General features: G+C 75.2%; 10 protein-coding genes and 1 pseudogene. 8 read left to right on the forward strand and 3 right to left on the reverse strand.

All coding sequences use genetic code 11. From position 1 onward, the window contains the following. Positions 1 to 5 precede the first annotated feature (5 nt). A pseudogene (locus GA0070617_RS30635) lies at positions 6 to 1,484 on the reverse strand (flavin-containing monooxygenase); the annotation flags it as partial. A gap of 183 nt (positions 1,485 to 1,667) precedes the next feature. Here GA0070617_RS30635 and GA0070617_RS30640 point away from each other — a divergent pair. The 5 genes from GA0070617_RS30640 (at position 1,668) to GA0070617_RS17245 (ending at position 8,677) form a co-directional block, all read left to right on the forward strand. Then, the gene (locus tag GA0070617_RS30640) at positions 1,668 to 2,297 is read left to right on the forward strand and encodes an ATP-binding cassette domain-containing protein (RefSeq protein WP_175440566.1); all 630 of its coding nucleotides are present in this window, start codon (positions 1,668 to 1,670) and stop codon (positions 2,295 to 2,297) included. Further along, positions 2,294 to 3,598, forward strand: a complete 1,305-nt coding sequence (locus GA0070617_RS17230; protein WP_091439083.1) for an extracellular solute-binding protein — start codon at positions 2,294 to 2,296, stop codon at positions 3,596 to 3,598. Before GA0070617_RS30640 ends, GA0070617_RS17230 begins: the two co-directional genes overlap by 4 nt. Before the next feature lie 38 nt (positions 3,599 to 3,636). Next, positions 3,637 to 5,388 carry an ABC transporter permease gene (locus GA0070617_RS17235; RefSeq protein WP_091439086.1) on the forward strand — a complete coding sequence of 584 codons (1,752 nt, stop codon included), beginning with the start codon at positions 3,637 to 3,639 and terminating at the stop codon, positions 5,386 to 5,388. Further along, the gene (locus GA0070617_RS17240) at positions 5,385 to 7,742 is read left to right on the forward strand and encodes a tetratricopeptide repeat protein (protein WP_091439092.1); all 2,358 of its coding nucleotides are present in this window, start codon (positions 5,385 to 5,387) and stop codon (positions 7,740 to 7,742) included. The genes GA0070617_RS17235 and GA0070617_RS17240 overlap by 4 nt, the downstream gene beginning before the upstream one ends. Positions 7,743 to 7,840: 98 nt before the next feature. Beyond that, on the forward strand, positions 7,841 to 8,677 hold the full coding sequence (locus tag GA0070617_RS17245) for a pentapeptide repeat-containing protein (RefSeq protein WP_091439096.1): 837 nt from the start codon (positions 7,841 to 7,843) through the stop codon (positions 8,675 to 8,677). A gap of 175 nt (positions 8,678 to 8,852) precedes the next feature. Here GA0070617_RS17245 and GA0070617_RS17255 read toward each other — a convergent pair whose 3' ends face one another. Beyond that, positions 8,853 to 9,080: a ferredoxin gene (locus GA0070617_RS17255; protein ID WP_229688587.1), complete on the reverse strand. Its 228-nt coding sequence runs from the start codon at positions 9,078 to 9,080 to the stop codon at positions 8,853 to 8,855. After that, a complete protein-coding gene (locus GA0070617_RS17260) occupies positions 9,077 to 10,303 on the reverse strand; it encodes a cytochrome P450 (RefSeq protein ID WP_091439102.1) in 1,227 nt (408 codons plus the stop codon). The genes GA0070617_RS17255 and GA0070617_RS17260 overlap by 4 nt, the downstream gene beginning before the upstream one ends. 307 nt (positions 10,304 to 10,610) lie before the next feature. Here GA0070617_RS17260 and GA0070617_RS17265 point away from each other — a divergent pair, with 307 nt between their 5' ends. Genes GA0070617_RS17265 through GA0070617_RS17275 form a run of 3 tightly spaced genes read left to right on the forward strand, consistent with a single transcriptional unit; the run spans position 10,611 to position 12,681 of the window. Then, complete coding sequence (locus GA0070617_RS17265) at positions 10,611 to 11,438, forward strand: hypothetical protein (RefSeq protein ID WP_229688592.1); 828 nt, start codon at positions 10,611 to 10,613, stop codon at positions 11,436 to 11,438. Beyond that, positions 11,435 to 12,091, forward strand: a complete 657-nt coding sequence (locus GA0070617_RS17270) for a hypothetical protein (RefSeq protein ID WP_091439106.1) — start codon at positions 11,435 to 11,437, stop codon at positions 12,089 to 12,091. Before GA0070617_RS17265 ends, GA0070617_RS17270 begins: the two co-directional genes overlap by 4 nt. Then, a complete protein-coding gene (locus GA0070617_RS17275; protein WP_091439109.1) occupies positions 12,028 to 12,681 on the forward strand; it encodes a TetR/AcrR family transcriptional regulator in 654 nt (217 codons plus the stop codon). The genes GA0070617_RS17270 and GA0070617_RS17275 overlap by 64 nt, the downstream gene beginning before the upstream one ends. Positions 12,682 to 12,817 lie beyond the last annotated feature (136 nt).

Below are 12,817 nucleotides of genomic sequence, written 5' to 3' on the forward strand. Positions count from 1 at the left end.
GGTCTCCTCGCTGCGGGCGCTGTCGGGGTGACCGGACCGGAGAACCGGACGCCCTCGTCGTCGAGTCGACCGTGCCGCATCAGCAGCAGGTCGCGGGGGTAGTTCTGGTGCAGCCGCCAGGGGGTGCGGGCACCCTGGCGGGGCAGCTGGTCGACGCTGCGCAGCACGTACCCGGAGCGCAGGTCGATAAGCGGCACCCGGTCGCCGTCGGGTGGCGGCAGCGGCGTGACGACCCGCTGGCCGGTGCGGTCGAGGTGGCGCAGCAGGCGGCAGACGTACCCGGCGACCAGGTCCGCCTTGAGGGTCCAGGAGGCGTTGGTGTAGCCGATGGTCAGCGCGAAGTTGGGCACCCCGGAGAGCATCATGCCCTTGTACGCGACCGTCGTGGCCAGGTCGACGTCGGTGCCGTCGACGGCGAGGGTCAGGCCGCCCAGGGCGAGCAGGTTCAGCCCGGTGGCGGTGACCACCACGTCGGCGGACAGTTCCGCGCCGGAGGCCAGGCGGATTCCGGTTTCGGTGAGGGTGTCGATCCGGTCGGTCACCACCGAGGCGCGGCCGGCGCCGATCGCGGTGAACAGGTCACCGTCGGGGACCACGCAGAGCCGCTGGTCCCAGGGGTCGTAACGGGGCGCGAAGTGCCTGTCGACGGGGTAGCCGGCGGGTAGCTGACGGCGGACGGCCCGGCGCAGCAGCCGCCGGGCCACTCCGGGGGCGCGTCGGCTGAGCTGGTAGCTGACCGTGGAGAACAGCACGTTCCTGCCCCGGACCAGCCGGTGGCCGACGCGTGCGGGCAGCCAGCGCCGCAGCGTGTCGGCGAGGGCGTCCCGCGAGGGCAGGGCGACCACGTAGCCGGGTGAGCGCTGCAGCATGGTGACGTGGGCGGCCCGCTCGGCCAACGCCGGGACCAGGGTCACCGCCGTGGCACCGCTGCCGACCACCACCACCCGCCGGCCGGTGTGGTCGAGGTCGGCCGGCCAGTGCTGCGGGTGGACCAGCCGTCCGGTGTACCGGTCGAGGCCGGGCAGCGTCGGGGTGTAGCCGGCGTCGTACCGGTAGTAGCCGGTGCAGGTGAAGAGGAACGAGCAGGTGAGCACCACCGGCTCGGCGGTGTCGCCCCGCTCGGCGTGCACCGTCCAGCGGGCGGTGGCGCTGTCGAACTCGGCGCGTACCACCCGGTGCCGGAAGCGGATGTGCCGCTCGACGTCGTACTCCCGGGCGGTGTCGCGGACGTAGTCGCGGATGGCGTCGCCGTCGGCGATGGCCCGCGGGTCGGTCCAGGGGCGGAACGCGTACCCGAGGGTGTGCATGTCGGAGTCCGAGCGCACCCCGGGGTAGCGGAACAGGTCCCAGGTGCCGCCGATGGCGTCGCGCGCCTCCAGCACCGCCCAGGTCTTGTCCGGGCAGTCGCGTCTCAGGTGGCAGGCGGCACCGATGCCGGAGAGGCCGGCGCCGACGATCAGCACGTCGACGTGGTCGCTGGCCATGGCTGTTCTCCCGGTGCCGAGGGGCGGTCCGGTGCGGACCGTATCCAGCGCGGTGACGACGCGTCAACGCGGGCGGGTCGGTCGGGTTACCGGCGTGAGGTTGCAGACGACTTCCGGACATCGACGATTGCCGGCGTGTGCCACCCTGGTTGCCGACGGTGCCGACCTGGGGAGGTGGCGGCCATGTTGCAGCTGTGCGAGCTCGTCGCCGTGCCCGACACCGGCCCGCTGAGCCTGGACGTGGCCGCCGGTGAGATCGCCGCCGTGACCGCCCCCGGCTGGGCGGGCACCGCGCTGGCCCGGGTGGTGACCGGCCTGGCCGCGCCGTGTGCCGGCCGGATCCGGGTCGGCGACCGGGACGTCACCGACCTGCCGCCGGCCCGCCGGCAGATCGGGTACGTCCCCGCCGGTGGCGCCCTGTTGCCGCAGCTCACCGTGCGCCGCAACATCGAGTACGGCCAACGCCGGCGGGAGCGGGTGCACGCGGTGGCCGACGACTGGGTGCGTACCGTCGTCGAGCGGCTGGAGCTCTCCCCGACGTTGGACCTGCGACCACACCTGCTCTCCGACGCCCAGCGGTTCCGGGTCGCCCTGGCCCGCGCGGCGGCCTGCCTGCCGGAGGTGCTGGTCATCGACCTGCCCACTGGCGACGACGGCATCGGACGCCTCACCGACGTGCTGCCCCGGCTCGCCCCGCCGGGAGCGGCCGGCAGTGCCGTGCTGGTCTGCTCCGGCGACCCGAGCGTGCTCGCCGGGATCGGCCGCCTGGTCTCGGTCGGACCGGTCGACCGGCCCGGGGTGACCGGCCGGTGAACCGGGCCGGGCGGGTGCGCCGCCGCACGCTGCTGCGCGCCGCCACGGCGGCCTCGGTCCCGACCGCCGTCGGGTTCACCGGCTGCCGGGGCGGGGCCCGGCCGGTCCGGGTGGCCGTGGTGTGGAGCGCCGACGAGCTGGCCCGGTTCCAGTCGGTGCTGGCCGACTACACCACCGCCACCGGGCTGCCGACCCAGGTGACCAGCGCCGGCGACGACATCGACGCGTTTCTCAATGCCCGCTATCTCGCCGGCACCAGCCCGGACGTGGCGATCCTGCCCCGCCCGGGCCTGGTCACCGAGTACGCCCGGCGCGGCTGGCTGGCCGAGGTGACCCCGGACGTCGGGTACCGGGCCCCGCGCGGGCTGACCGATCTGCTCTCCCCCGACGGCCGGCGCTACGGGGTCTGGGTGAAGGCGGCCCACAAGTCGCTGTTCTGGCACTACCCGTCGGTGCTGGCCAGCGAACCCCCGACCACCTGGGACGCGTTGGTCGCCCGCAGCCGGCAACTGGGGACGCTGGCCAGGTCGGGCACGGGTCCCGCGCCGTTGGCCGTCGGCGCCGCCGACGGTTGGGTGCTCACCGACTGGTTCGAGAACGTCCTGGCCGACGTGACCGCCCCCCGGGAGTACGACGCCCTGGCCCGGGGCGAGGCCGACTGGGCCGGCCCGCCGGTACGGGACGCGTTGGACCGGCTCGCCGAGATCTGGAGCATCCCCGGTGCCTTCCCCGGCGGCGGACGGCGGGCCCTGCTCACCCAGTTCCAGGAGTCGGTGATCGAGGTGGTGCACCGACGCAGCGCGGTGCTGGTCTACGGCGCGGACTTCGCCGGCGGCGTGGCGCAGCGGTTCCGCCGCGGCACCGAGGAGCCAGCGACGTTCCGGTTCCCCGGCGCCTGGGCCCTCGCCGCGCCGTTGCTGGTCGGCGGGGACGTCGCCGTCGCTTTCACCGGCTCCGGCCCCGGGGCCGACCTGGTGCGCTGGTTCACCCGACGGTCGTCGTTCCAGCGCTGGCGCAGTGCCGGCGGCTACCTGTCCCCGGACGTCAACGTGCCGACACAGGACTACCCCGACCAGAAGACGCAGCTGCTCGCCGAGCAGCTGCGGACGGCGACCAGCCCGCGCTTCGACCTGTCCGACCAGCTGCCGGGCCCGTTCACCGGTTCCGACGGCGTCGGCATCTGGCGGATCATGCAGGACTTCTTCGCCGACGTCACCACCGGGATCCGCGCCGACGAGGCGATCCGCCGGGCCACCGGCCAGCTCGCCGTGGCGGCCCGCGCGACGGGGCCAGCGCGGTGACACCCGGCAGGCCAGCCGCGCCGGGAATCCGTCCCCCGGTGCTCGGGGAGATCGCCGTCCTCGACGACGTGGGTCCCCCACGCCGTGGCCGGGCGTACCCGGCGGCGGGCGCCACCTCGGCGCTGTTGCTGCCGGCGGGGCTGCTGCTGGGTGGGCTGCTGCTCTGGCCGGTGCTGCGGACGTTGCACGCCAGCGTCACCACCGACGGCCGGTGGGTCGGCGCCGACCACTTCCGGACGGCCTGGGCCGGGCCGGGCACTCCGGCGGTGGTGGGTCGCACGTTGCTCTGGGCCCTGGTGGTGCCCGCCGTGGTGACGGCGCTGGGTTACCTGCTGGCCACCGCGACCGGCCGTTCCGCCTCAGGTCGACTGGTCCGGCTCATCCTGGTGCTGCCGATCGGTGTCCCGCTGGTGGTCACCGGGGTGACGTTCCGGCTGATGTACGACCCGGACCCGACCCGGGGACTGGCCACCTCGCTCGCCGCGCGACTGACCGGGGCGTCGGTGGAGACGACGCCGCTGCTGCTCGGTCCCCGCCTGGTGACGGTGGCCCTGATGTCGGCGTTCGTCTGGGCCTGGGTGGGCCTGGCGGTGGTGGTGTTCCGGGCCGCGCTGGACGCGGTGCCGCCCAGTCTGGCCGACGCCGTCCGGGCCTACGGCGGCAGCCGGCGCGACGTGTTCTGGGACGCGCAGTGGCGGCCGTTGCTGCTGCGTACCGTGGCGGTGGTCTTCGCCCTGGTGGCGCTCGGCACCAGCCGCACCTTCGACCTGATCCTGATCATGGTGCCCGGATCGGTGCGCGACGACGCCGCGGTGCTCGCGGTGCGGGTCTGGCAGACCTCCGGCGGCACCACCACCGGCGAGGGAGCCGCGCTCGGGGTGATCTGGCTGGCGGCCGTGGCCGTCGGGATGCTGGTGGCCGCGCTCTTCGTCCGGCAGGCCTGGCCCCCGCCCCGGCACGTCGACCCGCCGCCGGACGATCCGCCGCCGGCACCGGCGCGCCGGTTACCCCGCCTGGTCGCCGCGGGCGCCGCGATCGTCTGGTTGGTGCCGTTGGCGACGCTGGTCGTGACGTCCCTGCACGCCCCGGTCGACGCCGCGGCGGGATGGTGGTCCGCCCCGCCGAGCGTGGACTCCTACGCCACCGTGCTGTCCGGCGCGGAACTGTGGCACAGCCTGCTGTTCACCCTGGCCCTCGCGACCGTGGTGACCGCGACGGTGCTCGGGGTGGCGCTGCTGGCGGCGTACCCGTTGGCCTGGTTGACCGGGCCGGCCGCCCAGTTCACCGGGTTGCTGCTGATGGCCGCGGTGGTGGTCCCGGTGCAGGTGGTCGCCGGCCCGGTCAACGAGGTCCTCGGCGCGGTCCTCTCCTCCGGCACCGCCCGAGGCCTGGCCCTGGTGCACATCGCGTTGGGTCTGCCCTTCGCGGTGTTGGTGCTGCGCAACGCCTTCGCCGACCTGCCGGCCGACCAGGTCCGCGACGCCCGGCTCGGTGGTCGGCACTGGTGGGGCACGGTGGCGCGGTTGGCCCGGCACAACCGGCCGGCGGTGGTCGCGGTCTGTGTGCTGGAGTTCGTCCAGGTGTGGAACGACCTGGTGGTCGGGTTGCTGTTCAGCGGCGCCGACGCCGCACCGCTGGGGTTGTTCCTGCACGGCCAGACCCGGCACTTCGTGGCCAACAGCGGCGTGTTGACGGCCGGCTCGGTGCTCGCCTCGATCCTGCCGGTGGTGCTGGTCGTGCTGGCCCGTCGGCAGCTCGTCGTGGGCCTGGTCGCCGGTGGTGTGCGGTGACCGGTCCCCGGACGCCCCGCTGGCCGGCCGCGGTGGCGGTCCTCACCCTGGTCGGCGGGGTGCTGGGCAACGTGGCCAGCAACCTGCTCGCCGGGCTGGCCGACACGATGCTCGGGCCGGCCAGCATCGTGCTGGCGGTGGTCGGTGCGGTCGCCTCCGTGGTGGTCGAGATCCGCCGGCGGCGGGTCGAGCGGGAGCCGGCCGCCGAGCCGACGGACCTGGTCACGCCGGCCACCGGCGCGCCCTCCCTGCCCTATCCGGCCGGCTTCACCGGCCGGGCCGAGCAGACCGGGGCCATCGTGGCGGCACTGCTACGCGAGCACGCGGTGGCCGTGGTCGGGCGGCGGGCGGCGGGTACCTCGTCCTGCGCCGTGCAGGCGGCCAACCTGTGCCGGGACCGGTTCCCCGACGGCCACTACTACGTGGACCTGCGCCGGGGCGGGCGGCCCCGCTCGGCCCGGGAGGTGCTCACCGCGCTGGCCCGCATCCTGGGCACCACGCCACCGGCGTCGGGTCGGGCCGACGATCTGGACGAGGCCGCCGACGAGTTGCGCCGGCAGCTCGACGGCCGGCAGATCCTGCTGGTACTGGACAACGTGGACCGGGCGGCGCAGGTACGCCCGCTGCTTCCCCCGGCCGCCAGGACGTGTCGGCTGCTGCTCGCCGGTGGTCCGGCGCTGGCCTCGCTGGAGGGGCTGGTGGCGTACTGGCTCGCCGAGCCGGACACCGCCGACGCGGTGGAGCTGTTCGCCGCCGCCGGTGGCACCGCGCCGACGCCCCGGGTCCACCGGCCCGACCCGCGCACCGACCCGGCGGTACGCGAGATCGTCGAGGTGTGCGGGCGGCAACCGCGCACCGTCCGGGCCCTGGGCTACCGGACCGCCCAGCACGGTTGGCGCTACTCCGACGTGCGGGACACCCTGCGCCGGGCGGTCGAGACCGCGCCGCACCAGCGGGTACCGGTCTCCCCGGCGGCCCGGTTGGTCACCGACCGGGACACCGCCTACCACGCGCTGTCGGCGCGGGCCCGGCGACTGTACCGGCTGATGTCGCTCAGCCCGGTGCCGTTGGACCGGCCGACGCTCGCGGCCCTGGCCGGACGACGCTGGACCGACGTGGCCACGCTCCTCGACGAGCTGGCCGCGGCGGCGTTCGTGGTCGGTGCCGCCGGTGACCGGTACGAGGTGCGTCCGCTGCTGGCCCCGTACGCCCGACTGCACCTGCGCGAGGCCGAGCCGGTCGCCGCGCGGGTCGCCGCGCAGGCCCGGCTGACCCGGCACCTGGCCCGACGGGCCGAACGGCACGCGGCGAACCTGGCGGTCACCGTCTCGTTGCTGAACCGGGGGCGGTCGCTGCCCCTGGAGGACGATCCGGCGGGCTGGTTCGACCTGCACCAGGACCTGCTGCTCGCGGTGGTCAAGGTGCCGGCCGGAGCGGCCGAGACGCTGCCCCGACGGATCCGCCGGTGGTGGTTCCGGCTGGCGGTGGCGCTCTGCGGCTGGCTGGCCCACGCCGACCGGCTCGACGAGTGGGCCGAGGTGTGCCGGATCGTGCTGGACATGCCGACCGCCGGCGACCGGCCGGAGATCGCCGGCTGGGCGCACAACGAGCTGGGGGTGCTCCGGCGCCGGCGGCACGACCCGCAGGGTGCGGCGGCGGCGCTCACCCTGGCGGTCGCCGAACGTGGTCGGCGGGGCACCGCGCAGGCCCGGATGAACCTCGGTCTGGCCCTGCTGGACCTCGGGCAGGTCGACGACGCGGTGGAGCACCTGGAGTTGTCCCGCCGGCACCGCTCCGCCGCCGACCGGGCCGGGATCGCCCTGACCGACCTGGGGCTGGGCGCGGCCCGGCTGGCCCGGGGCGAGCTGGAGACCGCCCACCGGCACCTGGTCCGGGCGGCCAACACGTTCAGGCTGCTCGGCGACGCCCGGGGCTACGCGGCGGCCCTGACCAACCTGGTGCTGGTGCACGCCGGTCTCGGTGAGCACCTCGACGCCGCGCAGGCCGGGCAGGCGGCGCTGCGGGAGTACGAGTCGGTGGCCGACCCCGCCACCCGCGCCACCGCGCTGCTCAACGCCGGCGCGACCCTGCTGACCAGCGTCCCCGGGCAGGCGCGGGAGGCGTACGAGCTGCTGGCCGAGAGCCACCGGCTGCGGGACTCGCGACGCCCGACGGCGGGGCTGGGGCGTACCCTGCTCTATCTGGGCGACGCGGCGGCGGCGCTGGGCGACCACACCGAGGCCCGCCGGCGGTGGACCGACGCGGCGGACCTCGGCGAGGAGGTCGGTGACCCGGCCGGCCAGGCGGCGGCCGACGCCCGGTTGATCGGCGAGGGTGGCCCCGCGTCCCGCTGAGGGAGCCGACCCGGCTGAGGGATCGGCCCTGAGTGCGGGAGCCGCCCCGGCAGGGGCACCCGCCCCGGACCCCGACGAGCACGAGGAGGCCGTCCCACGTGTCGGAGACCCCCCGCCAGTTGCGGGCGGACTGTTTCCGGTGCTTCGCGCTCTGCTGCGTCGCACCGGCCTTCGCCGCCTCGGCCGACTTCGCCCTGGACAAACCCGCCGGGCGGCCCTGTGCCCACCTGGCCGGTGACTTCCGGTGCGGCATCCACGGGCAGCTGCGTGACCGGGGCTTCGCCGGGTGCACGGTCTTCGACTGCTTCGGCGCCGGCCAGCAGGTCTCCCAGGTCACCTACGGTGGGCGGAGCTGGCGCGACCAGCCGCGGTCGGCGGCGCAGATGTTCGACACCTTCGCCGTGCAGCGGCACCTGCACGAGCTGCTGTGGTACCTGACCGAGGCGGTGGCGCTGGGCCCGACCGAGCCGCTACGCGGCCAACTGCGGCGCGCGGTGGCGGAGACCCTCCGGCACACCGACGCGAGCCCGGCGGAGCTGCTGGCGCTGGACGTCGACGCCCACCGGGCCACGGTCAACGTGCTGCTGTCGCGCGCCAGCGAACTGCTGCGTGGTCGCGGCGGGGCCGACCGGCGCGGCGCGCAGCTGGTCGGGGTCGACCTGCGCCGGGTACGCCTGGTCGGGGCCAACCTGCGGGGCGCGGTGCTGGTCGGGGCGGACCTGCGCGGCGTTGACCTCACCCGGGCCGACGTCACCGGGGCCGACCTGCGCGGCGCCGACCTGCGCGGGGCGGACCTGCGGCGCACGCTCTTCCTGCACCGCGCCCAGCTCGACGCGGCCCGGGGTGACCTGCGCACCCGGCTGCCGGCGTCGCTGTCCCGGCCCGCACACTGGTCAGCGCTGCCGCTCACCCCGACCCGCCGCGCCACCCGGTGACGACTTCGCCGACCTGCCGGCCGAGCAGGCCCGGCCCACGCGGGAGACCAGCCGGGCCGGATACGACGTGGCGGCGGTCTCCGGCACCGAGGACCCGATGCTGGAGGAACAGACCTGACGCCCGGCGTCCCGCCGGTCCGTGGCCCCGATCGGGTGGCACCACGGACCGGCGGACTCAGTCCAGGTGGATCGCGCCGGCCGGGCAGAGGTCGACGGCGCGACGGACCCGCTCGACGCTCTGCGGTGCCGGCTCGGCCACCCGCAGCAGCACCAGACCGTCGGTGTCGTCCTGTTCGAAGACCTCCGGGGCGGTGAGCACGCAGTTGCCGGAGCCGCAGCAGACGTCCCGGTCCACCCGCAGGCGCACCGTCGTCTCCGGCGGGGCCGGCCGGTCGGCGCTCACCAGCTGACCGGAAGCACGTCGAGGCCGAAAACCACCGCGTTGTCCCGGATCGGCAGTTGTTCCGGCTCGGCGGTCACCCGCAGGTCGGGGAAGCGCCGGGCCAGCCCCACCAGGGCCAGCCGCAGCTCGGCGCGGGCCAGCGGCTGACCGATGCACTGGTGCACACCGAAGCCGAAGGCCAGGTGCTGGTGTGCCTGGCGGTACGGGTCGAACCCCTCGGCGTCGTCGAAGACCTCGGTGTCCCGGTTGGCCAGGGCGATCAACACGATGACCCCCTCACCGGCTCGGATCAGCTGCCCGCCGATCTCCACATCCTCGGTGGCCACCCGGGCCAGTCCGGTGCGCACGATGCTGAGGTAGCGCAGCAGCTCCTCGACCAGATCGGCGACGCGTTCGGGCTCGTCGCGCAGCAGGGCGAACTGGTCGGGTCGCCGGGTCAGCAGCAGGACGCTCAACCCGAGCATGTTGGCGGTCGTCTCGTGGCCGGCGATGAGCAGCAGCAGCGCCATGCCGACCAGCTCGTCGAGCTCCAACTCCCCCGGCTCGACCCGTTCCCGGACCAGGCGGCTGAGCAGGTCGTCGGCGGCGGCGTCGGGGTGGGCCAACCGCTCCTGGGCCAACTGCCGCAGGTAGCTCTGCAGCTCCCGGACGGCGGCCTGCACCCGCTCCATCGGCTCGTTGCGGCTGAGCAGGGTGCGGCTGTGGGCCTGGAAGAAGTCGTGGTCGGCGTAGGGCACGCCGAGCAGGTGGCAGATCACCATCGACGGCAGCGGCAGGGCGAACGTCGACACCAGGTCGGCCGGTGGACCGACGGCGGCGAGGTCGTCCAGGCAACGGTCGACGGTCTGCGTGATCAGCGGCTCGATCCGCCGGACATTCTTGATCATGAACTCGGCGGTGAGCATCCGCCTCAGTCGACTGTGCTCGGCGCCGTCCATCCGGATGAACGAGCCCTTGCCGTCCTCGGCGGTCTGCGGCGGCAGGGGACGCAGCAGGGGGAAGCCGGGCCGGGTGAGGTCGGAACTGAAGGCCGGGTGGCGCAGCAGGCGACGCACGTCGGCGTGCCGGCTGACCAGCCAGGCAGTGGCCCCGGTGGGCAGCCGGACCCGGGTCACCGGGGCGGCGTAGCGCTCCTGCTCGTCCTCGGCCAGCAGGGCGAAGGGGCCGCGGGCGGCGTTCACCGGCGGCCACACGGGCAATTCAGCCTCGACGGAACGGGTCATCGGGGGCACCTCCCGCAGCGACTCCTCGTATTCATGTCGTTGCGAAACGTTACCCATCGGCACACATCTACACAAGACCCGACCACTTGAGCGATCGCTCAAAAGCGACTACGCTCCGATTTGAGCATCCGCTCAACCCAGGGAGGCCGCAGTGGACGGTAGCCACGGAGACGATCTCACCTCGAATTCCGACGACGCCCCGAAAGACCTGGACTGGGCCTTGTTCGCCCCGGGCCCGGCGGCCGACACCGACGGCTCCCGGCCACCCCGGACGGCCGCCAACTGGATCCTGGCCGGTCTCATCGGCATGGTCGGCGTGCTCTCGTTCTTCGTCACCGTCCACACCGGACGGGCCGACAGCGCCGTGCTCTTCGTCGGCCTGCCGGTGACCCTCGCGGTGGCGCTGGCGCTCGTGCCCGGTCGGACCGGGCACGGTCGGGTCTTCGGGCTGACCACGGTCGCCCTGCTGCTCGCCGCGGTGCTGCTGCACGAGGGCGCGATCTGCGTACTGCTCGCCGCCCCGCTGGTGTATCTGGTGGTGCACGGCACGACCGCTCTGATCCACGCCGTCCGGCGCCACTCATCGGCCCACGTGCTGGTGCTGCTGCCGCTGCTGCTGGTCACCGCGACCGAGGGCACCGGTACGGGTTGGCGGGTCACCCCCGATCAGCGGGTCGAGGTGGTGCGGGTGGTCGCGTTGCCGGCCGACGAGGTCGCCGCCCGGCTGGCCGCCGGTCCCCGTCCGGTGCCGGTCCGGTCACTGCCACTGCGGCTGCTGCGGGTGCCCATGCCGCAGCAGGTCTCCGGGGACGGGCTGGCCGACGGCGACCGCTGGCTGTTCGCGTACCACGGCTCGGCGCACGGCCCCGGCGGACACCTGCTGGCCGAGGTCGACCGGAGCGGGCCGGGCCGGGTCGGCTTGCGGTTCGTGACCAACAGCTCGATCACCGGGCGCTGGCTCGACTGGCAGCGGGCCGACCTGAGCTGGCGGGCCGTCGACCCGGCACAGACCGAGGTCCGCGTGACCGTCGCCTACCGGCGCGGACTCGACCCGTCGTGGTACTTCGGGCCGCTCCAGGACGCCCTGATGCACCGGGGCGTCGGCCACCTGCTGGACATGCTGGCCCTGCCGTGATCCTGCTCCGCTACCTCTGCCTGGTGGTGCCGGTGCTGCTCGCCGCGGCGCGGGCGGACTCCTCCCGCGCCGGACGCGCCGGGGCGCTGCTCGCGGTGACCGGCAGTTGGGCGTTGGCCGCGGCGGCGGTGCTGGCCGTGGCGGTCGGCGCGGCGGTCGCCGACCCGCACGAGCACGATCACCTCGACCGTCGGTACGGGACGTCGTGGCGCGCCTACCGGCGGGCGGTGCGCCCCTGGTGGCCCCGGTGGCGGCCGTACCCGGGTAACCCGCCGGCCCGGCTCTGGCTGGACGCCGGCTGCGGGCCGTGCGCCCGGACCGGCCGGTTCCTGCTTTGCCGGCGACCTACCGGCCTGCGCCTGCGGCCGGCGGCCCGGCACCGGCAGGTGCTGTGGCGGGCGGAGTACGTGGGCGGCGACGGCCACATCGGACGGGGGGTGGTCGCCGTCGCCCACGGACTCGACCATCTCCAGCGGGGCTGGGCCTACCTCGGCTGGCTGCTGCGGCCGCCCGGCCCGGCCTGGCTGGCGCAGCTGGTGACCGATGCGATGATCGCACCGCCCCATCCGGCGCGCGTCCGAGGAGACCCATGTCCGACACCAAGCAGCGACTGCTCGACGGCACCCTCACCGCGCTGCGCGAACACGGGATAGCCGGCATCTCCGCCCGGACCATCGCCGCGGCGGCCGGGGTGAACCAGGCGCTGGTCTTCTACCACTTCGGCACCGTCGACGAGCTGCTCGGCGCGGCCTGCCGGGCCGGCACCGCGCAGCGGGTGGCCCGGTACGCGCAGCGGTTCACCGAGGTGGGCTCGCTGCGTGAGCTGCTGGCGGTCGGGCAGGCCCTGCACGTGGCGGAACGCGAGCTGGGCAACGTCTCGGTGCTGGCCCAACTGCTCGCCGGGGCGCAGAGCGAGCCCCGGCTGGCCGCGCCCACCGCCGAGGCCCTGCAACTGTGGGTGGACGAGATCGAGCCGGTGCTGGTCCGGCTGCTGGCCGGCTCACCGTTGGCCGAGGTGGCCGACATCCCCGGGCTGGCCCGCGCGGTCGCCGCCGGCTTCGTCGGCCTGGAGCTCTACGAGGGGGTCGACGCCGTCGGCGCGACCCGGGCGGTCGGGGCCCTGGAGCAGCTGGCCGTGCTGGTCGAGGCCGTCGACGACCTCGGCCCGGTGGCCCGCCGGGCGGTGCGCGCCCGGATCAGCCGCACCGCGCGCCGGAGTGGCCCGGCCCGGCCCGTCCGGTGAACCGGGCCGTGCGTCTGGGCCGGGCCGTGCGTCTGAGCGCGGCCGTACGTCTGGGCCGGGCCGTACGTCTGGGCCGGGCCGTACGTCTGGGCCGGGCCGTACGTCGGGTGCCACGCCGGCGGTGACCGCCGCGGGC

Source organism: Micromonospora yangpuensis, from assembly GCF_900091615.1.
Lineage (GTDB): Bacteria > Actinomycetota > Actinomycetes > Mycobacteriales > Micromonosporaceae > Micromonospora > Micromonospora yangpuensis.